General features: G+C 46.3%; 24 protein-coding genes. 16 read left to right on the top strand and 8 right to left on the bottom strand.

The window, feature by feature from the left end:
* The first annotated feature begins 10 nt into the window (after positions 1–10).
* From bamC to KG631_RS06715, 14 genes are all read left to right on the top strand, one after another.
* Positions 11–1,075 (top strand): outer membrane protein assembly factor BamC, encoded by a 1,065-nt coding sequence (gene bamC, locus KG631_RS06780; RefSeq protein WP_365868347.1) that lies wholly within the window; start codon positions 11–13, stop codon positions 1,073–1,075.
* Positions 1,076–1,161: 86 nt separating this feature from the next.
* A complete protein-coding gene (gene purC, locus KG631_RS06775) occupies positions 1,162–1,878 on the top strand; it encodes a phosphoribosylaminoimidazolesuccinocarboxamide synthase (RefSeq protein ID WP_301003664.1) in 717 nt (238 codons plus the stop codon).
* 97 nt (positions 1,879–1,975) lie between these two features.
* On the top strand, positions 1,976–3,085 hold the full coding sequence (locus tag KG631_RS06770; RefSeq protein ID WP_301003668.1) for a DUF2066 domain-containing protein: 1,110 nt from the start codon (positions 1,976–1,978) through the stop codon (positions 3,083–3,085).
* Entirely contained in the window at positions 3,086–3,781 is a 696-nt protein-coding gene (gene hda, locus KG631_RS06765) for a DnaA regulatory inactivator Hda (RefSeq protein ID WP_213997114.1), read from the top strand. It abuts the gene before it with no gap.
* 119 nt (positions 3,782–3,900) lie between these two features.
* Positions 3,901–4,881, top strand: a complete 981-nt coding sequence (gene pheS / locus KG631_RS06760) for a phenylalanine--tRNA ligase subunit alpha (RefSeq protein WP_213997110.1) — start codon at positions 3,901–3,903, stop codon at positions 4,879–4,881.
* A 16-nt stretch (positions 4,882–4,897) separates the two neighbouring features.
* On the top strand, positions 4,898–7,285 hold the full coding sequence (gene pheT, locus KG631_RS06755) for a phenylalanine--tRNA ligase subunit beta (RefSeq protein WP_213997107.1): 2,388 nt from the start codon (positions 4,898–4,900) through the stop codon (positions 7,283–7,285).
* A 2-nt stretch (positions 7,286–7,287) separates the two neighbouring features.
* A complete protein-coding gene (ihfA, locus tag KG631_RS06750; protein ID WP_213997103.1) occupies positions 7,288–7,584 on the top strand; it encodes an integration host factor subunit alpha in 297 nt (98 codons plus the stop codon).
* Positions 7,585–7,866: 282 nt separating this feature from the next.
* A complete protein-coding gene (locus KG631_RS06745; protein ID WP_213997101.1) occupies positions 7,867–8,808 on the top strand; it encodes a DUF523 and DUF1722 domain-containing protein in 942 nt (313 codons plus the stop codon).
* A 1-nt stretch (position 8,809) separates the two neighbouring features.
* Positions 8,810–10,258 carry a deoxyribodipyrimidine photo-lyase gene (phrB, locus tag KG631_RS06740; protein ID WP_213997099.1) on the top strand — a complete coding sequence of 483 codons (1,449 nt, stop codon included), beginning with the start codon at positions 8,810–8,812 and terminating at the stop codon, positions 10,256–10,258.
* Positions 10,251–10,691, top strand: a complete 441-nt coding sequence (locus KG631_RS06735) for a nuclear transport factor 2 family protein (RefSeq protein ID WP_213997098.1) — start codon at positions 10,251–10,253, stop codon at positions 10,689–10,691. Before phrB ends, KG631_RS06735 begins: the two co-directional genes overlap by 8 nt.
* A gap of 14 nt (positions 10,692–10,705) precedes the next feature.
* Positions 10,706–11,962: an FAD-dependent oxidoreductase gene (locus tag KG631_RS06730; protein ID WP_213997096.1), complete on the top strand. Its 1,257-nt coding sequence runs from the start codon at positions 10,706–10,708 to the stop codon at positions 11,960–11,962.
* Entirely contained in the window at positions 11,962–12,714 is a 753-nt protein-coding gene (locus KG631_RS06725; protein WP_213997094.1) for a DUF1365 domain-containing protein, read from the top strand. Before KG631_RS06730 ends, KG631_RS06725 begins: the two co-directional genes overlap by 1 nt.
* 2 nt (positions 12,715–12,716) lie before the next feature.
* Positions 12,717–13,961 carry a cyclopropane-fatty-acyl-phospholipid synthase family protein gene (locus tag KG631_RS06720; RefSeq protein WP_213997093.1) on the top strand — a complete coding sequence of 415 codons (1,245 nt, stop codon included), beginning with the start codon at positions 12,717–12,719 and terminating at the stop codon, positions 13,959–13,961.
* Positions 13,962–14,215: 254 nt separating this feature from the next.
* Entirely contained in the window at positions 14,216–14,407 is a 192-nt protein-coding gene (locus tag KG631_RS06715) for a CsbD family protein (RefSeq protein ID WP_213997088.1), read from the top strand.
* A gap of 53 nt (positions 14,408–14,460) precedes the next feature.
* On the opposite strand, the gene KG631_RS06710 is transcribed toward KG631_RS06715, so the two are convergent.
* The 3 genes from KG631_RS06710 to KG631_RS06700 form a co-directional block, all read right to left on the bottom strand.
* Complete coding sequence (locus KG631_RS06710; protein WP_213997087.1) at positions 14,461–15,504, bottom strand: DUF5924 family protein; 1,044 nt, start codon at positions 15,502–15,504, stop codon at positions 14,461–14,463.
* Between the two features lie 19 nt (positions 15,505–15,523).
* A complete protein-coding gene (locus KG631_RS06705) occupies positions 15,524–16,357 on the bottom strand; it encodes a S1-like domain-containing RNA-binding protein (RefSeq protein ID WP_213997076.1) in 834 nt (277 codons plus the stop codon).
* A gap of 100 nt (positions 16,358–16,457) precedes the next feature.
* The gene (locus KG631_RS06700; protein ID WP_213997075.1) at positions 16,458–16,676 is read right to left on the bottom strand and encodes a DUF2061 domain-containing protein; all 219 of its coding nucleotides are present in this window, start codon (positions 16,674–16,676) and stop codon (positions 16,458–16,460) included.
* Positions 16,677–16,779: 103 nt separating this feature from the next.
* Between KG631_RS06700 and KG631_RS06695 the strand changes: the two genes are divergently transcribed.
* Positions 16,780–17,115, top strand: a complete 336-nt coding sequence (locus KG631_RS06695) for a hypothetical protein (protein ID WP_301003663.1) — start codon at positions 16,780–16,782, stop codon at positions 17,113–17,115.
* Positions 17,116–17,121: 6 nt separating this feature from the next.
* On the opposite strand, the gene KG631_RS06690 is transcribed toward KG631_RS06695, so the two are convergent.
* A complete protein-coding gene (locus KG631_RS06690) occupies positions 17,122–18,645 on the bottom strand; it encodes a DUF3413 domain-containing protein (protein WP_213997072.1) in 1,524 nt (507 codons plus the stop codon).
* A gap of 5 nt (positions 18,646–18,650) precedes the next feature.
* Entirely contained in the window at positions 18,651–18,875 is a 225-nt protein-coding gene (locus KG631_RS06685; protein ID WP_213997067.1) for a DUF1414 domain-containing protein, read from the bottom strand.
* Positions 18,876–18,945: 70 nt separating this feature from the next.
* Between KG631_RS06685 and yejK the strand changes: the two genes are divergently transcribed.
* Positions 18,946–19,989, top strand: a complete 1,044-nt coding sequence (gene yejK, locus KG631_RS06680) for a nucleoid-associated protein YejK (protein WP_213997066.1) — start codon at positions 18,946–18,948, stop codon at positions 19,987–19,989.
* Here yejK and KG631_RS06675 read toward each other — a convergent pair.
* The 3 genes from KG631_RS06675 to dapE are packed head-to-tail and all read right to left on the bottom strand — an operon-like array spanning position 19,943 to position 21,986.
* Entirely contained in the window at positions 19,943–20,140 is a 198-nt protein-coding gene (locus KG631_RS06675; RefSeq protein ID WP_213997063.1) for a DUF2897 family protein, read from the bottom strand. The genes yejK and KG631_RS06675 overlap by 47 nt on opposite strands.
* The gene (locus KG631_RS06670; RefSeq protein WP_301003662.1) at positions 20,140–20,823 is read right to left on the bottom strand and encodes a M15 family metallopeptidase; all 684 of its coding nucleotides are present in this window, start codon (positions 20,821–20,823) and stop codon (positions 20,140–20,142) included. The genes KG631_RS06675 and KG631_RS06670 overlap by 1 nt, the downstream gene beginning before the upstream one ends.
* Positions 20,824–20,825: 2 nt before the next feature.
* Positions 20,826–21,986, bottom strand: coding sequence for a succinyl-diaminopimelate desuccinylase (dapE, locus tag KG631_RS06665; protein ID WP_213997057.1), 1,161 nt, complete (start codon positions 21,984–21,986; stop codon positions 20,826–20,828).

Genomic DNA, 21,986 nt, shown 5'->3' with positions numbered 1-21,986 from the left:
AGTAGTACAGGTGCATTATTGGAAAAAGAGTTGTATCACATTGTCGCTGGCGACCGTTTTACTAAGCGGTTGCTCGGTATTTAAGGATGAACCCGGCAGCCGTGCGCAACGTCAGCAAGTTAACCTGGATATTCCTGCCGAGCTGGCGGCTCCTCGTCAACCAGGCAAGTATGATATTCCGGAAAGCGAGGGCGTAGCGGGCGAGATAGCCGATAAGTCGCCGGTACTGGTGCTGGCAACAGCGTCTAGCAGCCGGATCACTGATGAAGCTGAAAAACTGGCCCGGGTAATGTTTGAAAGAAATGATCTGACAGGCGATTTGTTACCATTTCTAAAGACACAAATTACTAATTACTTTGCGGCTGAGAATATTGACATTACAGCCACAGACAACGACAACCTGAATTTTGAAACAGGCTGGATTAAACGTTACCGCACTGAAGGCTTTTGGTTTTGGCAAGATGAGCAACAATTGGATGAAGCCCGCTACACTATCAATATAGAGCCGCGTCCACATGGCAGAACGGCAACTGTGACGGTAACGTTGTTGGAACATCGGTATTTTGATAAGCAGGCCCAGCTGAGCAAAGCCGCCGCCCGGGATAATGAAGTAACATTATTAAATGGGCTAATTAACCAGGTAGCAGTAGCCGAAATTGAAACTGCCATTGCAAACCGGGATAGGGTACCCGACGTGGGTCTTGAACCTGGTTTAAACAGCGCAGGAGAGCCGGCATTTGTTACCCAACAGGCTATTGATGTTACCTGGTCGCAGTTAGAACCTGTGTTTGAGCAGCTTAATATTACCGTTAACGATATTGATCGTTCGGCCTTTACCTATTATGTAAGCTATAGCAAGCCAAGTCGGGGGATGTGGTCAACTTTGATGGGCCGGGAGCCGCCACCGGTGCTGCCGATTGCCGAAACTGATTATCAGATTGTGCTGCAACGCAGTGCAGCGGGTACAGTGATCAATTTGTTAAGCAAAGACGGTGAGCCGTTAGCCGCTGATACTATTGTCGCGGCATATGATTCTTTTGTTGCAGCAATTAGAGCAGCTAAAGTAGAACTTTAGCCATAAGCCCGAAAAAGTCATTTGCCAATGGCATAAAGATCTTTATACTTTCGCCTGATTTTTTCGCCAGGCGAACGGAGTGAATAATGGTTCAAAAAACGACAGAATTGTACCGCGGTAAGGCTAAAACAGTATACAACACGACTGATGAAAACTTACTTGTTCTTCACTTTCGCAATGATACCTCTGCGTTTGACGGCGAGCGTATTGAGCAGCTAGATCGCAAAGGTATGATAAACAATAAATTTAATTTCTTTATCATGCAAAAGCTGGAACAGGCAGGTATTCCTACTCAGGTTGAAGCCCTACTTGCTGACGATGAAGTGCTGGTTAAAAAACTGACAATGATTCCGGTAGAATGTGTCGTGCGGAACTATGCAGCTGGTTCACTGGTTCGCCGACTGGGTGTTACTGAAGGAATTGAACTTAGCCCGGCGACATTTGAGTTATTTCTAAAGAACGACGCATTACATGACCCAATGGTAAACGAATCTTTAGCTGAGTCGTTTGGCTGGGCAACTGCTGAACAATTAGCAGAAATGAAACGGTTAACTTTTAAAGCAAATGACGTGTTGAAGGCACTTTTCGATGATGCTGGTATGCTGTTAGTTGACTTTAAACTTGAGTTCGGTTTGTTTAACGGTCAGATCGTACTGGGGGATGAATTTTCACCGGATGGCTGCCGGTTATGGGATAAAACCACCCGTAAAAAACTGGACAAGGATCGGTTTCGTCAAGGACTGGGCGGGGTCGTAGAGGCGTACGAAGAAGTGGCCAGCCGGCTTGGCGTGAACCTGAATTAAGCCCACACTAAAGCCACCGCCAGGTGGCTTTGTTATGTTATATACACCTGTCTGACTATGCTACGCAGATAAATGAGGAGTTCAAATAGTGCAACAAATGCAACCCTTTAAGCTGTTGCTGGCAAGCTTACTACTGTTATTTAACAGTCTGGTGTGGGCTATTGAGGTTGATAACCTCTATGTTGCTGATGTCAGCGCCGACCAAAATCAACGCCAATGGCAGAGCAATGCGCTGGGGCAGGTTATTACCCGATTAACCGGTATCTCTGAACTCACAGAGTATCCGGCAATTGCCAGTGAGCTGAAAAACGCCAGCAAATATGTAAAGCAGTTTGAGTCGTTGCGCCAGAACGGTTCCAGCCGTTTAAAAGTGTTGCTTGACGCCAGGTTGATTAACGATTTATTACAACAACAGAATATCGCTATCTGGGGGGCACATCGCCCTGAAATTCTGTTATGGATAGTACAGCAACAAGCATCGGAACGGGTTTTTTTACGCCAGTCAGAAAATGATGTGGTTAAGTTGTTACTGCAAAGCCTCAGTGAGAATGGTATTCCGGCAACACTGCCCCTTTACGATATTGATGATTTAATGCAATTGTCGGAAACCGATGTCTGGGCGGGTTTCTGGCAACCTATCGAACAGGCGAGCATTCGCTACCGGCCAGATATGATCATGACTTTGGCATTGGACGAAGTGACTCAGGACGGTGCAACTCTGCTACGTCTTAGTTGGCAGCGGCAAAGTCCGGCACAGGGAACTAATCAGAGCAGAATAGTCCGCAACGATGTTACTGCCGCAGACGTTACAGAGCTGGTCAATGCGTTCAGTTTGGCATTAACCCGCGAGTTGGCCGCAGAGCAAGCTGTGCTATTAAGTTCTGAACATCAGACCTTTCAGGTGACCGTTGAAGATATACACAGTCTGGCTGATGTGGTGACAGTAGAGCGATTATTAAGTCGGATACTAGGCGTGGCCGCAGTAACCCTCAGTGAGTTTACAGAAAACGAAGCGCGTTTTGCTGTTGATTCGCAGATCGAACTGGCCCAACTGACCCGCATACTGCAATGGGAGCCAGCTTTATCGTTGGCTGATACAGCAACTCAATCAGACGTAACAACCACAATAACTGAACGATTTGACCCTGCAGTTGAACTGAACCTGGTGTCGCAAAGCGATGCCAGATATGTGTTTATCAGACGTTAGATGCAACCATTGCAATATACGCTGGCGGTCACGCTGCCAGACGATGAAACACTGGATAGTTTTTATGCGGCAGGTCAGACCGAGGCAGTTAGTATGGTTAAGCGCTACCTGCAACATCCGGCCGGCCAGCCACCCCTCTATCTGTTTGGTGCCAGTGGCAGCGGCAAGTCACATCTGCTTTATGCTTCGTGCATTTTTGCGCAGGAGCAGGGCTTAACCAGTCAACTGCTGGCGTTGCAGGATTATCAGCAATTAAGCCCGCGACTGCTCGATAATCTGGAACAACTGGATGTTGTTTGCCTCGACAATATTCAGGCAATAGCAGATGATCTCAGCTGGCAGATAGCAGTATTTGATCTGTACAACCGGATGGTTGAACAGGGCAAAGCATTGGTTATCGTTGCTAATCAGGCACCGGCGCAACTGGGTTTTACATTAGCTGATCTGGTCTCCAGACTGCATGCCTGTCAGAGTCTGCAACTACGTTTACTAACAGACGACGATAAACAGAAACTGTTACAACAAAAAGCCCATCAGCGCGGCATGGAGCTGGGAGACGATGTTGCCCGCTTTTTGTTAAATCGCTATCAGCGCGACATCCGCTCTTTGGTTGCGATATTAGATGAGCTCGATAAAGCCTCTATCGTCCACCAACGTAAGTTAACCATTCCTTTTATTAAATCTATTCTTCTTTAACCACTTAAGCGTTATTTTTGCTGAAAAAAGCCACTTAGCTACTGCGTTTTACCGGCCATTTTGGTGTATCATTAGCGGTTTTAATCTGACTGACTATCTTGGCTGCTTTGAGGACAAAGATGAATCTGACTGCAATATTAGACAATGCACTGCAAGCTGTTGCTGCTGCACCAGACATAGCGGCATTGGAAGAGGTTCGCGTAACCTTTATGGGTAAAAAAGGCAGTATAACTGAACTGCTGAAATCATTAGGGGCGATGGATCCTGAACAGCGCAAAATTGCCGGCCAGCAAATTAATGAACTTAAACAGCAAGTGCAGGACGCGCTAAATCAAAAGCGGGATCAATTGCAGCAGGCTCAGTTGGCTGCCAAATTGGCGCAGGAGCAGATTGATGTAACGCTGCCAGGTCGCAAACTGGATGACGGTGGCCTGCATCCGGTTACCCGCACCATTGCCCGGATTGAGAGCTTTTTTACCGAATTAGGTTTTGTTGTAAAGCACGGCCCGGAAATTGAAGATGATTTTCACAATTTTGATGCATTAAATATTCCTGAGCATCACCCGGCGCGGGCTGATCACGATACCTTTTACTTTAACCCCAAGCTGATGCTGCGCACCCAGACCTCTGGTGTGCAAATCCGGACCATGGAGCAACAACAACCGCCACTGCGAATTATTTCTCCAGGCCGGGTGTATCGCAACGACTACGATCAAACTCACACCCCGATGTTTCATCAGGTAGAGGGGTTAATGGTAGACAAGAATGTCAGCTTCACCGAGTTAAAAGGCATTTTGCATGACTTTTTGCAGAATTTCTTTGAAGAAGACTTGCAGGTGCGTTTCCGGCCATCATTTTTCCCGTTTACCGAGCCATCAGCAGAAGTTGATGTGATGGGCAAGAACGGCAAATGGCTGGAAGTGTTAGGCTGTGGCATGGTGCACCCAAATGTGTTGCGCTCCGTTGGGATTGACCCCGAGGTGTACAGTGGTTTTGCGTTTGGCATGGGGGTGGAACGGCTGACCATGCTGCGCTATGGCGTGACTGATCTCAGGTCCTTTTTCGAAAATGATTTACGCTTTTTAAAGCAGTTCAGATAAGCGGAGTATTCTAAGTATGAAATTTAGTGAAGCATGGTTACGGCAGTGGGTTAATCCGGCGATTGATACTGCAACCTTATCTGAACAACTATCGATGGCTGGTTTGGAAGTTGATGGTATTGAGCCGGTTGCTGGCGTATTTACCGGCGTGGTAGTGGGTGAAGTTGTCGCCTGCGGTCCGCATCCTGATGCTGACAAACTACAAGTTACCCAGGTAAATATTGGTCAGCCGGAACTGCTGGATATAGTCTGTGGCGCCAAGAACTGCCGCCTCGGTTTAAAAGTTGCAGTGGCCAAAGTCGGCGCAGTGCTGCCGGGTGAGTTCGTGATTAAAAAGGCGAAGTTACGTGGCCAGCCATCAAACGGCATGTTGTGCTCCTTTTCTGAGCTTGGCATGGCAGAAGACTCAGACGGTATTATGGAGCTACCAGCAGATGCGCCGATAGGCACCGATCTGCGACAGTATTTACAGCTTGATGATAACACCATTGAAGTGGACCTGACCCCCAACCGGGCCGACTGCCTGGGCATTAAAGGTTTAGCCCGCGAAGTAGGGGTGTTAAACAAACTGAGTGTTTGTCAGCCAGAGATCGCTGCTGTTGCCCCAACAATTACTGAACAAAAAGCGATTACATTGTCAGCGGCAGCAGCCTGTCCTCGCTATCTGGGCCGGGTTATTAAAAATGTTGATCTTAGTCAGAGCAGCCCCCTGTGGTTAACAGAAAAATTACGCCGCTGTGGCGTGCGCAGTATCGACCCTGTGGTGGATGTGACAAACTATGTGTTGCTCGAGTTAGGTCATCCAATGCATGCCTTTGATTTAGACGAGCTGGCAGGGGATATCGATGTTCGCTTTGCCCGTGCTGGCGAAAAGTTAGTCTTGCTGGATGAAACTGAAGTTGAATTAAAAGCCAATACCCTGTTAATTGCCGATAGTGAGAAACCGCTGGCAATGGCCGGTATTTTTGGCGGTCTGCAAAGCGGGGTTACTGGCAAAACTAAACATATCTTTTTGGAAAGTGCTTTTTTCTCACCGTTAGCGATCGCTGGCAAAGCCCGCCAATATGGTCTGCATACTGATGCGTCACACCGCTATGAACGTGGTGTCGACCCCGAGTTGCAACGAACTGCTATTGAGCGTGCAACAGCGTTACTGTTGCAAATAGTTGGTGGCGAAGCGGGCCCGGTAGTGGAAGCCGTTGCAGCTGAGCACTTACCTAAAATTGCTGAGATTAGCCTGACTGAAGCAAAACTGCTGCGGTTACTGGGTCATCCGATAGCAAAAGCAGAAGTAAGCGATATTCTGACCCGGTTAGGTTTAACAGTGACAGACACCCGCGATGGTTGGGTGGTGACTGTCCCTGGTTACCGGTTTGATATTCAGATCAGTGAAGATCTGATTGAAGAGATTGCCCGGGTATATGGTTATAACAACATACCGAACGTGGCGCCACAAGCGGCCCTGAGTATGCGCAAGTTCAGCGAAGCGGAATTGCGTGTACAGCGGATGCGAGATTTGCTCGTTGACCGTGGCTATCAGGAGGCCATCACATACAGTTTTGTTGATCCAAAAGTACAGCAGATCCTGTTTCCGGACCAGTCCGCCCTGATTTTGCCTAACCCTATTTCTGCAGATATGTCGGCAATGCGGTTAAACCTATGGCCAGGCCTGATTCAGGCCGCACAGCACAATCAGAACCGGCAACAATTACGATTACGTTTTTTTGAGTATGGTCTCAAGTTTATTCCGGACGCGTCAGCAGAGGGTGGGGTGCGGCAGGTAGAGGTAATAGGTGGTCTGGTTGTTGGTTCCTTAAGCAACGAGCACTGGGCGATTGCTGAGCGGCCAACTGACTTTTATGACGTAAAAGGTGATGTTGAGGCATTGCTGAGTATTACCTCGGCAACTGCAGAATTTACTTTCCGCCATGCTGAACATAGTGCATTACATCCCGGGCAGACCGCCCAGGTTATCCGTACTGGCAAGGTTGTAGGCTATGTTGGTGCCTTGCATCCGGAAGCCGAACGTAAACTTGGAATTAAAGGTAAAGCGTATTTATTTGAGCTGGAACTGGCAGCGCTTGGGCAGCGTGCTATTGTTGAAGCTGCGGAATTATCAAAATATCCGGCTAACCGTCGGGATCTGGCAGTTGTAGTGAAATCGGATGTGCGTTTTGCTGATATTGCTGCTAGTATAAAAAAAGTTGGCGTAAATCAATTGGTTGACCTAAAATTGTTTGACGTATATACCGGACAGGGTGTAGCAGACGGTTACAAGTCACTTGCTATTGCTCTGACCTTGCAGGATAAAACACGTACCCTTGAGGATAAAGATATCCAAATTGTTGTAAATCAGGTGGTTAACGTGCTTAAAGACGAATTCGACGCAACGTTGAGGGATTAAGAATGGCGCTTACCAAAGCTGATTTAGCAGAACGTTTGTTTACCAAGTTTGGCGTTAGCAAACGTGATGCTAAATTGATAGTAGAAGCTTTTTTTGAAGAAATTCGTACCGCGCTGGAAGCGGGTGAACAAGTAAAGTTATCTGGCTTTGGTAACTTTGACTTACGGGTGAAAAATGAACGACCCGGCCGGAACCCGAAAACGGGGGAAGATATTCCGATTTCCGCCCGCTGTGTAGTTACCTTCCGGCCAGGCCAGAAGTTAAAGTCCAGGGTTGAAACCGGCACCAGTAAAGCCTGATTTACTGCTATGTAGCGGCTTGCGGAATAATCGATGAGATTATAAGTGTGGTGGTGAGCTGGGTTGATGGCTTTTCAACCTGAATAACTAAAAAAACGATAGTTACTATGCGGGTAACTATCGTTTTTTTTTGGCGGTATTATCGTTGCAAAATTTCAGCTGTAAACTGATCCGTGGCCTGGCTTTATCTGTAAAGAAAAGGGTTCACTACCGTTATAAAATAATATTCGCAACTTAACTTTGAATCAGGGTTAATTAATCAATGGGCAGAGTTTTCAGGGTATGACAATCAGAATTGGGATCAGCGCTTGTGTTCTAGGCGAGCCGGTGCGGTTTGATGGCGGTCACAAAGCATCGAGTTTTTGCCTGCAGCAATTAAAACCGCTGGTGCAATTTGTTGCAGTTTGTCCGGAGCAGGCTATTGGTCTTGGTGTGCCAAGGCCAGCGATACGTTTGCAGCGTGACAGACAACTTAATATCAGACTGGTGCAAAGTCGTGATCCTGCGGTTGACCATACGTCAGAAATGTTAGCTTACACTGAACAATTACTCCCTAAACTGGCAGAGCTGAGCGGATACGTGGTGTGCGCTAAATCACCCAGTTGTGGGATGGAACGGGTCCGGTTGTATGATGACGGCGGACAACAGCTTGGCAAAGTAGGTGTGGGTGTCTTTACAAAGCAATTAATGCAGCGTTACCCTTGGTTGCCAGTTGAAGAGGATGGTCGGTTACTTGATCCTGCTTTACGTGAAAACTTTATTACCCGGATATATGCCTGCCATGATTATCAACAGCAGATGCAGGACGGTTTTAGTACGGCCAAGCTGGTAAAGTTTCATAGTCGTTATAAGTTTCTGGTGATGGCGCATAGCCCGGTTGCTTACCGGGAGCTTGGCCGGCTGGTAGCCAGTGCTAAATTGTTTGATGCTGCAGAGTTATCTCTCAGGTACCTTACTGATTTAATGCAAGCGCTGAAAAATATTGCGAGCCGCAAGCAGCATGCAAATGTATTACAACACTTACAGGGTTTTTTGAAAAAGTCGCTAAGTCAGGCCGAGAAACATGAGTTGGCTGATTTAATTGAGCGCTACCGTCAGGGATTTTTGCCGCTGATGTCGCCTCTGACTTTACTTGCTCATCATTTGCGTCACTATCCAAATCAATATGTCGCAGCACAACGATACTTCAACCCTTATCCGGAACAACTTGGATTACGAGCCTGATATGGCAAACTCATCTTCACTGCATGTCGTCTGGTTACGTAATGATTTACGTTCATACGATAACGCCGCGCTTTATTATGCAGCAGCGGCAGCCAGCAAAGACCCGGCTGGAGCTGTCATCGCGCTATTTATTGCCACGCCAGAGACCTGGCAACAACATCATATGGCACCGATAAAACAAGATTTTATCCGGCGTCGTATCTGCCAGATGAAAACGGAGCTAAATAATCAGAACATCGCCTTGCTAACCGTTGAAGCAGATAGCTATCAAGCTTGCAAAGGCATCTTCAGCAAACTAACCGATGCTGGAATGGTTGCCCTGTACGGCCAGACTGAGTATGAACTGCGCGAACAGCACCGCGATAAAATAATCAGTCAGCAACTACAGCAGGCCGGGGTCGCAGTTAATTGGTATGACAGGCTGTGTATCATGCCACCCGGCAGTATTCGTACCCATAGTGGTGACACCTATAAAGTGTTTACTCCCTTTAAACGGAACTGGTTAGCTCGTTTGCAGGAGCAGCAGGTGCATTGTTTTCCAAAAGCAAACAGCTCAGCGCTTTTTGAGGTTAAGGACCTGGCACAGCAGCTCGGCTTTGCGGCAATGAACCAAGGCGATGACAGTTCTGTTAATTGGCCAGTCGCAGAAAAACACGTGCTGGAAAATATGCGCGAGTTTTGTCAGCAACGTGTCGCAGATTATAACGACGGCCGCGACTTCCCAGCGGTTAGCGGCACGTCAGGTTTGTCTGTGTATCTTGCTTGTGGGGTGTTATCGGCCCAACAGTGTGTAAGTCGTTTGCTTATTGAAGCCGGGCCAGCTCTGGAACAGGAAAAAAGCGGCGCCAGTGTCTGGTTGTCTGAGCTGATCTGGCGGGAGTTCTATAAACATATTCTGGTGGCCTATCCTCAACTGATTAAACATAAGCCTTTTCAGGCAGATACTGCTGCAATTCGTTGGCACAATAATAAGTCATTGTTCACTGCCTGGTGCAATGGTAAAACCGGTTACCCGATTGTTGATGCGGCAATGCGTCAGTTAAATCAGACCGGCTGGATGCACAACAGGCTCAGGATGATTACTGCCAGTTTCCTGGTTAAAGACTTACACGTTGATTGGCGATGGGGTGAGCAATATTTCATGACTAAATTGATTGATGGTGAATTCGCCGCAAATAATGGTGGCTGGCAATGGGCGGCGTCAACCGGAACAGATGCCGCACCTTATTTCAGGATCTTTAATCCGGTAACCCAAAGTGAGCGCTTTGACCCTGAGGGCACCTTTATCCGCCGTTATCTGCCCGAGTTAGCCCAATTAGACAATAAAGAAATCCACTGGCCCCATAAAAAGTCCACACCAGCAAAGTACTGGCCACCGATAGTTGACCACAATGAAGCACGTAAAATTACCCTGGCGTTGTTTACTGAGGTTAAAAAGTCAGATGAATGAATATGCTGAAAATAAATTAGCAGGTTTTTTGCAGTTTTATAATGCGTTGGCGCATGATGGCTTAGACAAACTTGCAGACATTTATACCGAGGACGTTACGTTTATTGATCCGGTGCATCAGATAAATGGCCGGGATAATCTTACCAGCTATTTTGCTCATGCCTATCAGCGTCTGACATATTGTCAATTTCATCCGGTGAGCCAGACTGACGGGGAACAGCTTAGTTTTATCAGCTGGATTATGACCTTATCCCATCCGGCAATAGCTAAAGGCAAACCAATTGAAGTTCACGGCTGTACCGAGCTGCGTTGGCGTGGCCAGCGCATTTATTATCACCGGGATTTTTATGATCTGACAGAGTTGGTTTACCAGCATTTACCAGTACTCGGTTGGGCAACAACTCAAGTAAAACATAGAATGGCAAAGGCCTGATTAAGGAAACGTGAATGCGTATAGCAGTAATTGGCGGGGGCATCTCTGGCATGCTCAGCTGGTATTTATTACAGCAGGAACATGATGTCACTTTATTCGAAGCAAATGATTATCTGGGAGGACACACCGCTACTGTTGAGGTTGAAGTAGCAGGTGAGAAATATGCAATTGATACCGGTTTTATTGTATTTAATGACTGGACCTATCCGGTATTTAACAAGTTTATCGCCGATTTAGCGGTAGAAAAACTTGATACAGAAATGAGTTTTTCGGTCAAAAATTCACGACATGATCTGGAGTATAACGGTAATACCCTCGCCAGCTTATTTGCTCAGAAACGTAACCTGTTGCGACCTTCATTCTGGCGGATGCTGGCTGATATTGTTCGTTTTAATAAATTAGGCAAACAGTTAGTTGCACAAGAGCACCCGGACCTGGATTTAAAGCTGGGTGAGTTCCTGCAAAAGTATAAGTTTGGTAATGCCATGCGGGATAATTATCTGTTGCCCATGGGCGCCGCTATCTGGTCTGCTGGTTTAACCGAGATGCCATCGTTCCCGGTCCGGTTTTTTTTGCGTTTTTTCAATAATCATGGCCTGCTCAATATTACCGATCGACCACAATGGGCTGTGATAAAGGGGGGCTCAAAACGTTATGTAGACGCGTTGTTAAGCCGTCTGGGTACTACTAACCTCAGGTTGTCGCAAAACATCTCATCGGTGACCCGGAATGAATACGGCGTCAGTTTAAATTTTGCCAATGGTAAAACCGAGCAATTCGATAAAGTAATTTTTTCCTGTCATAGCGACCAGGCATTGGCGTTGCTGGGAGACGATGCAACAACTGATGAGCAGTCAATATTAGGTGCTATCGCTTATCAACAGAACGAAGTGGTTTTGCACACTGATACCAGCTTGCTGCCGAAACGTCGTGCGGCCTGGGCGTCATGGAATTATAACCTGGATGCGACTGATCGCAGCCGTGCAACCTTGACTTATAATATGAATATACTGCAACGTCTGGACGCACCAGTAACGTTTTGCGTGACCTTAAATAACACTAGCGCTATTGCCAGCGACAAAATACTTGGAACCTACCGTTATGCGCACCCGGTTTACAATATGATGACAATGGCAGCGCAACTACAGCGGAACGTAATTAATGGTAAAAATCATAGTTATTTCTGTGGCGCATACTGGTATAACGGTTTTCATGAAGACGGTGCCCGAAGTGCAGTGGATGTTGCGGCAATGTTTGGGATAAAGTATTAATGCAAGCCGGACATGCAGTGTATTGTGGTGATGTCGGTCACAAACGTTTTGTGCCAAAGGCGCATGGTTTCAATTATTCCCTTAATGCCTTCTGGCTTGATTGTGACCAGTTGACACCAGAAAGTTTATCCGAGGTTGGGATAAAACACGAAGGCTTTGCCGCGCTAAGCTATCGGCGCAATGACTATCTGGCAGGCAATAAAGTTCTAGTGCGGGCTGTGCAGGATAAAGTGCGTGAGTTAGGCGGTGAAAAGCAGCTTGCCAAGGTTTTTCTGCTGACGCCACTGGCTAACTGGGGTTATTACTTCAGTCCTATTACACTTTACTACTGCTATGATGAGCATGGCGCATTCTGCTATTTACTGGCGGAAGTCAGTAACACACCGTGGAATGAACGTCATTACTACCTTCAAACCATTTATTCAGATAGTGACCAAGCCGGCTTTTATCAGCATGATAAGGCCTTTCACGTGTCGCCATTTAATCCAATTGACATGCAGTATCGCTGGCAAATACCTGAGCCAACAAACCAGCTGTACTGCAGCATCACGAACCTTAAACAGCAGCAGGCAGTATTCAGTGCCTGGATTAAGTTAAAACGCTTCGATTTGACTAAAGCTAACCGTCGGCGGATCCTGATCCGCCATCCATGGCAAAACGTACAGGTAATGTGGCGCATATACTGGCAGGCATTAAAACTTTATTTAAAGGGTGTGCCGCTGCATCAACATCCAAAATCCAGGGAACAGTAGTTATGAGTTTATCGCTTACCGATCAAGCGGTGTTTGCAAATTTGGGTTGGTTTGACCGGCTGTGCCGCAAATTTACCCTGACTTTTTTGGGGCAACTTAAGCAGGGCGAGATAACCCTGATTGAAGGAGAACAACGATTTCAGCTGGGAGAGGTGGGCAGTGACTTAAAAGTCACATTAACCGTGCTGGACCCTGGCTTTTATCAGAAACTGGTGCTGGCCGGTTCTGTTGGCGGGGGAGAAGCCTATATTGAAGGGTACTGGCGCTGTGACAACCTCACCGCCCTGGTGCGAATTTTTGGTCGTAACTTGCCCCTTTTAGATAAAATGGATTCTACCTGGTCCAGATTAAGCAGGCCGTTTCTTAAAGCATTGAATTGGCGTAACAGTAATTCCAAAGCACAGGCTAGGAAAAATATTGCTGCGCATTATGATCTTGGCAATGAAATGTACCAACTGTTTCTAGATGACAGCATGATGTATTCCAGTGCAGTTTTTCCAACCGAGACGGCCGATTTGGCAACGGCTCAGCAGTATAAACTGAAACAGATCTGTGACAAATTGCAATTAAGCCCTACTGATCATTTAATTGAGATAGGTACCGGCTGGGGAGGCCTAGCCATTTATGCTGCACAGCATTATGGCTGTAAAGTAACCACTACTACCATTTCAGCTGAACAACTGGCATATGCAAAAGCCAAGGTTGAAGCCTTAGGTCTACAGGATAGGATAACGTTATTGTTTGAGGATTATCGTGACTTAACTGGCCAGTTCGATAAATTAGTGTCCATTGAGATGATTGAAGCTGTCGGTGATAATTATCTGGACGAGTATTTTCAGAAGTGCGCCAGTTTACTGAAACCGGATGGCTTAATGTTACTGCAAGCTATTACCATAGTTGATCAACGATATCAGCAATACGTACGGGAAGTGGATTTTATCAAAAGATATGTTTTCCCGGGTGGATGCCTGCCTTCCCTTAGCCGGATGGCTACTGCGGTAAGTCGGAAAACGGACTTAGTTATCCGCCATGTGCAGGACATTGGCTTTGATTACGCAAAAACGTTGAAATTATGGTGTGATAACTTCATGCATCAGCGAGATGCGGTGCATCAGCTAGGATATGACGACAATTTTATCCGGCTGTGGCATTTTTACTTATGTTATTGCGAAGGTGGCTTTATGGAGCGCGCTACCAGTGCTGTGCACATGGTACTGTCGAAGCCGGACAACCGTAGCGTCTGTTAACTAGCAGAATTAGCCTGGCAGAGAAGCCAGCAGCCTGCATTTTTTTCAGACTGGTCGGTAAATTGTACTTTATTTTTTAAAATTAAGTTAACGCTAAAATTGAAATGTTTTTTAAATTGAATATATTCAATGGTTTATAATTAATTTTTAGTTGGTATGGGCATTGCAGAATTAATAGTGTTGTTGCCGTAGTTTGCGTCTGTGCACACTCTCTACAGCATGGCTTTTGTTCTGTAATCCAATGGAGAATGATTATGAATAGTGATATCGCAGAAGGTAAATGGCGTCAAATGAAAGGCTCGGTTAAAGAAAAATGGGGCAAATTGACTGATGACGATATACAGCAAGTTGACGGTAGTTTTGAAAAATTCTGTGGCAAAATGCAGGAGCGTTACGGCATGAGCCGTGACCAGGCAGAGCAGGAATTTAATCGCCTCAAAGATTAAAAATATTGAAGCATAGAAAAGGGCCTACCGGCCCTTTTCTATTTTCTGCAACGCTAATCGATCGTTGTTTTTACTGGCTTGATTGGTTTTTTTGTCACTTTAAAACGGGTCAGCCCAATCAAACGGCCAGACTCAGTTACTACCTGAACTTGCCAGTTGCCAGCAGGATAGGGGGGAAACACTAGCTTGTGACTCCAGGCCCGATAGCCGGCCTCCCGACCCCCTCGGATATCCAGTACAATCCGATCAACTTCCCGGCCATTGAGTAACCAGACATGATGAACTTTCTCTCTTAGCCCCCTTGGGGCTCGTACTGCAGTCCAGGCATACAGGCCATTCTCTAGATCTGCTACGGTTAACTGCTTGATATTGGCGCCAGCCTTACGTTGTGCTTCGTCAACCTGATGCGAGATAGCAATATCGGTTAGCCTTATGCCGGCAGGGGGGACCCAACTGCGCAGTTGCCATAGCGTCACAGCCATCAGGCAGAGCATACCCATTAACATCGGCAGCCGCCACCAGCGGCCAGGCGGTAACACCCTAATCATACTTGGCAGGCTGAACAGCATAGCGGCAATAATTGCTGCAATAAGGCTTTGCTGGGTAGTGAGCTGTAACAGTAGTGGCAGCACTACCAGCATTACGACAAATAATGCCAGGGTATGGAAAGCGACAAAAAGGGCATAGCGTGTGGCCAGATATTTATAATAGAGCGGGTCAATGATTGAAACTAGCGCACAAACCAATAACAAACTTGTGAATACTGCCTGACCATGGTCCCAACTGGTTACCGCCAGAAAAAAAGGTAAGGCGAAAAATAAACTCTCCTGATGCACCAACTGGGTCAGAAATCGTATAACTATCGGCGATAAATTCCAGCCAAACCGGCGTTCCAAACTGGCCCTCAGCCAATTATCAGCGACCAGTAAAACCCAGCTGAATAACATAAAAGCGGCAATAAACTGGGCAATTGATTCTTTTCGATCAACCAGGACATAACTGGCAATTCCAGAGACAAACGCCAATACAGCCATCAGTCCGGAATGGCGCTGAAACAGATCAAGCAGCCAGTTTATTACAGGCTGAATTTTTGCCATTCTGGTCGTTAAAGGGGGTTTAGCTGCCAACTAACATGATGCCTGCGTCTAAAATTACAATTTTTTTATCTTTATAAAGCGTGCCAATAGCTTGTTTATAAGCTTTTTTACTTACGCCAAACGCTTCATAGATAAGTTCTGGTGAGCTTTTATCGGTTAATGCAAGCTTGCCGCCATTCTGCTTTAACTTCGTCATGATTTGCTCTGTAAGCTCTAACGCTTGTTTATAGGTTGTGGCGGTTAGGCGCAAATCTATCTTGCCATCGTCTCTTACTTTAACAATGTAGGCCGTATGTTTGTCACCACGACGCAAGGGTTTAAAGACTTCATTTTTATAAAGCACCCCCCAGTGCTGGTGGTTTACCACGGCTTTATAACCAATATCGGTTTGCTCGCTGACAATTATATCGACTTTATCACCGGGGTTGTAACGTGGTTCGGTTTTATGCAGATGGCGGTCTAATTTTGTCGAAGCGACAATCCGGTTACTGAGATCGACATAGCAGTAAACCAAATATTTTTGGCCTTCCTTTAAAGGAATTTGTTGTTCACTAAAAGGTACCAGTAAATCTTTTTTCAGGCCCCAGTTTAAAAAGGCGCCAACTTTTGTCACGGCAACAACGGGTAACATCGCAACCTGACCGACCATGATCGCTGGCTTTTCAGTAGTGGCAATGAGCTGATCTTCTGAGTCAAGATAGAGAAAAACCTGCAGGTCCTGATCTATCTGAAGGCCTGCTGGTGCCACATTATTTGGCAATAGTATTTCTCCCCAACTTAAGCCGTCGAGGTAAAAACCAAACTTAACCTGCTTTTTTACAGTTAAGGTATTCAGGGTGCCCAGTGCAATCATTGTTTATCCAGGTTCATCTTACTAATAGCGTATTGTAACTGCTTTTACAGCTTGCTGCAGAGCTTATTTGGTGCAGCTGCCGCCTGGAATGCAGCTACACTTACCCTAAGGTGCGACTAAGTTTTTGCACCGGATGTCTGACGTGTTTTTCTCGCTGTAGTTGCTGCCAAATTTTTTCGTGAAAAAAATACGCAACGGTGTTAGCGGCGGGCTCTATTACTGCGACCAGGCCACCCAGAACCAGATCGCCAGTTATTGCGTAAGTGACTGCAAAAGCGATAGTAAAATGCATTACAGCGAAAGTGATTGTTTTAAGCATGATTCAAACTCCTAATGATCTTGTTAGATAATAACGATTCTCATTAGTATATATAGTGAATAAAACTGCTTAATGTAATCTAGAATATAGATGATAGAATGGCTTGAAACGGTTCAGCCGAGTTATCGCAGTAAATATAGGAAAGCCGATGGACTGCCGACAATGGTTAGATATAAAGCAATATGAATTCTTGTTGAATTGGTTTATGCGTAAACAGCAGGAGACGGGTTTAGCTGAATTAGATGAGCCTTACTCTTACGACGGCTACAGCCAGTATGACCAATTGTGTTTGCAGATGGTTAAAGATGCACAGATAGCTTTTATCGAGCGCTTTAGTGAGCCAGCTCCGCCAATTGTATTTACTAACTTGTTTCATCTTGCAGAGTTAGAGCTGGCAGGGAAAAGGCCGAAGATCAAAGTGCCAAAAACCCTGCAGTAGTCAAAATTATTTCTCTGCTGGTTCAAGCCTTTTTAAAGCATCTGTCAACATAGGGGTATCAAGCTTCTCATTCAATGGTAGCAGTGTGCCGGCTGACCATACCCCATAGCTGCCATCCTGGCGTAGCACAACCATTTTATCTTTGCGAATACTGACAATATCTTGCATGCTGATACTGAGCTTGGGTAGAGCAGGTCGTCGTAGCAGGTTATCTCCCAACCAGCTTTCTTCGGCACGGCAACCAGCAGAGCTCAGTAAGGTGGGTAATAAATCCAGATGTTGTGAACCATGCTGTTCTAAATTTTCATGCAGTTTTGGCCACCGAACCATTGCGGCCACCGGTGCTAATACAAAAGTTGGCTGTTTACTGATAAGCGGTAATACCACGATATGCTGAAAACCCTGATACGCTGTCCAGTTATCTACCGGTGAGTCATCAAAAATAATAGTGGCTACTGCTTCTTCAATTTGTGGTCCTTGAGGAAGCCAGGGTAGCATTGCAGTTATACTGGCAGATTTACTGTCGATAGACAGCGTGTTGGCAGGTAACTGGTCAATAAATGCAGGCGATTGCTGTAGTTGCTGCTGGCTGTCTGCAGTCAGAAGGAACTGGCCATACAGCAAGTGCAATAATGCCTCTGCATTGTTGTTCGGTGCAAAGTGCTGTTCGTGCCAGCGTAATCCTTGCTGACGCATAAAATCAGCTGTTTCATTGGAAATTTGGTTGGTAATTAAGACCAGAATCGGATCTGTTTGGGTTGCCGAGCATTGTAACTGACGCAAGCTAAGTTCCGGACTGGAAATACTCAGCCGATCTGCCTGGCGCTGTGCCCGCTGAGCCAAGTCAACCAACTGGTATCTTGCCAGAAAGCTTTTCGCTGTAGCCGGGTAGGAAAACGGTAAGACATTATCAAGCCTGGTTACGTCCCATTTTAAACGGGCATCAGCATAAATATGGATGACGTGGCTTAACATAAAGCTGCCAATAAACACCACCAGCAACGGGCGGCTGATATTGCTTTGCTTGAGCCTGGCATTTTTTTTCCAACAGTAATTACTGATCACTAGTTCAATGGCTATCAGGATTGCTGCAACACAGCTGACAATCAGCACGAAATTGCGCAGGTTAGTGACGACCTGCTGTCGTAACAGCTCTATGGTCTGATGATATGATGTACTGCCAATATGATAACCGAGGTTAGCGTAAACATACGCATCAAAAATCAGCACTACCATGCCAACTGTGGCCAGTAGCGCCGCAAGCCCCCGTACATGTTTCTGATAAGGAAAGATAAGCGAGAGCGGGAATACGGTAACGATAAAAAACATAAAACAAAGAAATGCGGTGTGTCCCAGCCAGTAACACAACAAATATATCCAGCCCAGCACCGTTTCCGGAGAGGGCTCTGATAACCAGTAAACACTGGTAACTGCCAACGCCAGCAAAACATTAAAGAAACTGAACCAATGACCCCAACTTAGCAGCCGATTCACCTTTTTAACCAGCGATAAGTTTTGTTCAATAACCATTGGGGTTAATTGCTTTTACTGTTGATAGCGTCGGCTAATGCCTGGCTAAAGTGGTTGGCAACAGCAGCGCGTTGTGATGCCGGCACGCTGCTGTTAATCACATGACTGACCGCATTACCTAAACACATCAGGCTGAGTTCCGTCGTTGCATTGTTGTTGTGAAAGGTATCCAGTAACTGATTTACCAGATTTTCAATTTGTGTGGTGGAATACTTTGATACAATGGGCATGCGTCACTCAGATTAAGATGATACTCAGACTAGAGAATAGTATCAGATTTCAGTAAAAACAGGAAAAATTATGTCCGTGGATGTACTTCATTTAGCTATTAATTATATTGACCTGTCAGCCAGTGGTGAACACAGTGCTCATTACCGGGAGCAATTAATCGGCTCTGATGGGTCGGTATCCACTCTGCTGGAGCAACTGCACCTGGCATATAATGGCAAACCAGCTAAAGGCTATGCCAGTTTTACCGCAGATAAAGACCCGAAAACACCTCAGGCAATCGCCAGCTGGCAGGCAGGCGATACAGATTACCTGGGGTTTGCCAAAGCAATGACCGACAACTTAATTACGCAGTTAAGTAGCCATCAGCTGCCGGAAACCGGCTATTTATTGCTGGGCCATTATCGTTATTTGGCCAGTGAGTTTCTGTTAGTGTGTTTGCTTGGCAGCAAAGATCACTTTGCGCTTACTGAGCAGCTGGATTTATCAACTTCGCGCCATCTCGATATTGCCAGAATGCAGTTAGCAGCCAGGTTAGATCTGACAGAATATAAAGTAAATGCTGACGGCGGGAACTACATTAGCTTTATCCGGGGCAGGGCGGGCAGAAAAGTCGCTGATTTTTTTCTTGATTTCCTTGGTTGTGCTGAGGGTACAGATGCCCGTCAAAACAGTCAGAAAGTGCTGTCTTCGGTTGAAGAGTATTTTGCGGCAGCTGAGTTTGAACAAGGTGAAAAAACTGCAGCCAGACGTCAGGTGTTTGATTACTGTGAAGAGCGGGTAAAGGCGGGCCAGGATGTAGTGTTAGCTGAGCTCTCCGCGGTGGTTGATCCTGAGCAGGAAAATGGTTTTTTGCATTATTGTGCTGAACAACAACTTGAAGTGGCAGAGCAATTTCCGGTTGAAGTAAAAGAGCTGAAAAAGATGGTCAAATTTAATGGTGCCGGAGGAGGTTTGTCGTTAAGTTTTGATGAGAAATTACTGGGTGAGCGGGTACAATACGATGTTGGAACGGATACCTTAATTATCAAAGGTACACCACCAAACCTGCGCGACCAGTTGCAACGTTTTACTCAGGGCTATTCGGCTTTTCAGCGGCAGCGCGACGACGAGTAACATCACTGCTGTCGCCAGCTGATCTTGGATGAGTTTCCTTAGCATCTTTCAGGCTGGGCATTTTAATTTTGGCCGAATGTTTTACCAGCATAATATTGCCGATGATCATGCCAAAACCAAAAAGTAATGCCCAGAATAACGGCCAGTTCATCAGGTGTCCTCACATATATTGATAACGTAACACTGATACAGTTGCTTTAAATTAGCCAGTACAGTTTGCTGCTCAGCTATAGGATGTTGTAGCAGACATTGATGCAGTGTATCAAGAGATAGTGCACGCATGCAGGAATTCGCAATAGGGGCGTAGCTCAGATGCCACGGTTCGGCTGCTACGCCGCCACGGTAAAACTGATAAGGTCTGAAAAAACCGTATTTGCTGGCCTCGCTATTAAGCCATTGGCTTAATTTAGCAAAGGGACCTGCGTCCTGATATTCATTAGGTATTAATTGTGGCTGGTAATTTTTTGGCACTGCTGCAGCATCATAGATATCCAGTTCGGTACCCCAATGATGTCTGCTGGCACCGGGTATGGCTGAGTACAGCATAATAGCCTCTAGTTTCGCCAAACCACTTAGTGATGAGATAGGTACTTGCTGTTGAGCCAGATTATAAACCGGTCGGGAACCTTCGCATTTTGCCTGCCAGATTGCAGCCTGGCGTTGAAAGCTTCTGAATGCTGAAACAATTTTTAATTCTATATCATCTGCAGCAGCAGCCTGCTGCAGTTGTTGCCAGGCCATCTGCATCTTGCAGTGGATTAGATGGCCACCTGCTAATGTTATCAGATGATCCTGGCTCCAGCCTGTTAGCATCTCAGCAGCTGGGGTTGTCATGTTCATGCTGTGAGTTTTTGCTGTAATTGCTGCAATAACGCCTGATAAATATCAGCCAGTATTGTCAGATCATGGATTGACACACATTCGTTAACTTTGTGAATAGTTGCGTTGCATGGGCCAAGTTCCACAACCTGTGCGCCGGTTGGTGCAATAAAGCGGCCATCGGAAGTCCCACCGGTTGTTTCAAGTCTTGGGGTAAACCCCTGTACTTGTTCTACGGCCGCCACAACGGATTCAACTAAACTGCCACTGTCCGTAAGAAAGGGTAAGCCGTTCAATATCCAGTCCAACTGATAATTAAGACCATACTTATCCAGCATCGCATAGACCCGTTGCTGTAATTGTTCCGCTGTGACTTCAGTGCTGTAGCGAAAGTTAAACATAACTTTCAGTTCGCCAGGTACGATGTTAGATGCGCCGGTACCAGCATTGATATTGGCAATCTGAAAGCTGGTTGCCGGGAAAAAAGCATTGCCATTGTCCCATTGTTCAGCAGCCAGCTCGGCCAGCGCCGGCGCAGCTTTATGTACAGGGTTGTCAGCTAAATGCGGATAGGCAACGTGACCCTGAACGCCTTTTACGGTTAAGTGGCCAGTTAATGAGCCACGACGGCCGTTTTTGATAACATCTGCCAGTTTCTGACCACTTGATGGCTCACCTACTAAACACCAGTTTATTTTTTCGTTTCTGGCTTCAAGTGTTTCAATTACCCGGACGGTACCATTGATAAAAGGGCCTTCTTCATCGCTGGTGATCAAATAGGCAATATTGAACGCTGGCTCAGGAAACTGCGCCAGAAAACGTTCGGTGGCCACTATCATTGCCGCCAGACTGCCTTTCATATCTGCCGCGCCACGGCCGAATAAATTATCACCGATGAGGGTAGGCGTGAAAGGTGGAGTATGCCACTGTGTCAGGGGCCCGGTTGGCACAACGTCGGTATGGCCGGCAAAGCAAAACAACGGTTTGCCACTACCATGTCTGGCCCACATATTCAGGGTGTCTGCAAATTCAAGCATTTCAATATTAAAACCAACCGCTGCTAAGCGTCTGGCCATCAAAGGCTGACAACCTGCATCTTCGGGGGTCACTGATGCACGAGATATCAAGTCCATCGCCAGGGCCAATACCGGGTTTTGTTGAGGATCAAGCCAGCTCAT

Source organism: Arsukibacterium sp. (assembly GCF_018402695.1).
GTDB lineage: Bacteria > Pseudomonadota > Gammaproteobacteria > Enterobacterales > Alteromonadaceae > Alishewanella.
The sequence above is the reverse complement of the archived record's forward strand: the minus strand, read 5'-3'. Positions and strand labels throughout refer to the sequence as shown.

Excerpts from the sequence above, each read along its gene's own strand:
- yejK (WP_213997066.1), top strand. The coding sequence starts at position 18,946 with ATGTCCGTGGATGTACTTCATTTAGCTATTAATTATATTGACCTGTCA.
- KG631_RS06770 (WP_301003668.1), top strand. The coding sequence starts at position 1,976 with ATGCAACCCTTTAAGCTGTTGCTGGCAAGCTTACTACTGTTATTTAAC.
- KG631_RS06690 (WP_213997072.1), bottom strand. The coding sequence starts at position 18,645 with ATGGTTATTGAACAAAACTTATCGCTGGTTAAAAAGGTGAATCGGCTG.
- pheT (WP_213997107.1), top strand. The coding sequence starts at position 4,898 with ATGAAATTTAGTGAAGCATGGTTACGGCAGTGGGTTAATCCGGCGATT.
- KG631_RS06685 (WP_213997067.1), bottom strand. The coding sequence starts at position 18,875 with ATGCCCATTGTATCAAAGTATTCCACCACACAAATTGAAAATCTGGTA.
- KG631_RS06720 (WP_213997093.1), top strand. The coding sequence starts at position 12,717 with ATGAGTTTATCGCTTACCGATCAAGCGGTGTTTGCAAATTTGGGTTGG.
- KG631_RS06670 (WP_301003662.1), bottom strand. The coding sequence starts at position 20,823 with ATGACAACCCCAGCTGCTGAGATGCTAACAGGCTGGAGCCAGGATCAT.
- dapE (WP_213997057.1), bottom strand. The coding sequence starts at position 21,986 with ATGAGCTGGCTTGATCCTCAACAAAACCCGGTATTGGCCCTGGCGATG.
- phrB (WP_213997099.1), top strand. The coding sequence starts at position 8,810 with ATGGCAAACTCATCTTCACTGCATGTCGTCTGGTTACGTAATGATTTA.
- KG631_RS06745 (WP_213997101.1), top strand. The coding sequence starts at position 7,867 with ATGACAATCAGAATTGGGATCAGCGCTTGTGTTCTAGGCGAGCCGGTG.
- pheS (WP_213997110.1), top strand. The coding sequence starts at position 3,901 with ATGAATCTGACTGCAATATTAGACAATGCACTGCAAGCTGTTGCTGCT.
- ihfA (WP_213997103.1), top strand. The coding sequence starts at position 7,288 with ATGGCGCTTACCAAAGCTGATTTAGCAGAACGTTTGTTTACCAAGTTT.
- purC (WP_301003664.1), top strand. The coding sequence starts at position 1,162 with ATGGTTCAAAAAACGACAGAATTGTACCGCGGTAAGGCTAAAACAGTA.
- KG631_RS06675 (WP_213997063.1), bottom strand. The coding sequence starts at position 20,140 with ATGAACTGGCCGTTATTCTGGGCATTACTTTTTGGTTTTGGCATGATC.
- KG631_RS06715 (WP_213997088.1), top strand. The coding sequence starts at position 14,216 with ATGAATAGTGATATCGCAGAAGGTAAATGGCGTCAAATGAAAGGCTCG.
- KG631_RS06725 (WP_213997094.1), top strand. The coding sequence starts at position 11,962 with ATGCAAGCCGGACATGCAGTGTATTGTGGTGATGTCGGTCACAAACGT.
- KG631_RS06735 (WP_213997098.1), top strand. The coding sequence starts at position 10,251 with ATGAATGAATATGCTGAAAATAAATTAGCAGGTTTTTTGCAGTTTTAT.
- KG631_RS06730 (WP_213997096.1), top strand. The coding sequence starts at position 10,706 with ATGCGTATAGCAGTAATTGGCGGGGGCATCTCTGGCATGCTCAGCTGG.
- hda (WP_213997114.1), top strand. The coding sequence starts at position 3,086 with ATGCAACCATTGCAATATACGCTGGCGGTCACGCTGCCAGACGATGAA.
- KG631_RS06705 (WP_213997076.1), bottom strand. The coding sequence starts at position 16,357 with ATGATTGCACTGGGCACCCTGAATACCTTAACTGTAAAAAAGCAGGTT.
- KG631_RS06710 (WP_213997087.1), bottom strand. The coding sequence starts at position 15,504 with ATGGCAAAAATTCAGCCTGTAATAAACTGGCTGCTTGATCTGTTTCAG.
- KG631_RS06700 (WP_213997075.1), bottom strand. The coding sequence starts at position 16,676 with ATGCTTAAAACAATCACTTTCGCTGTAATGCATTTTACTATCGCTTTT.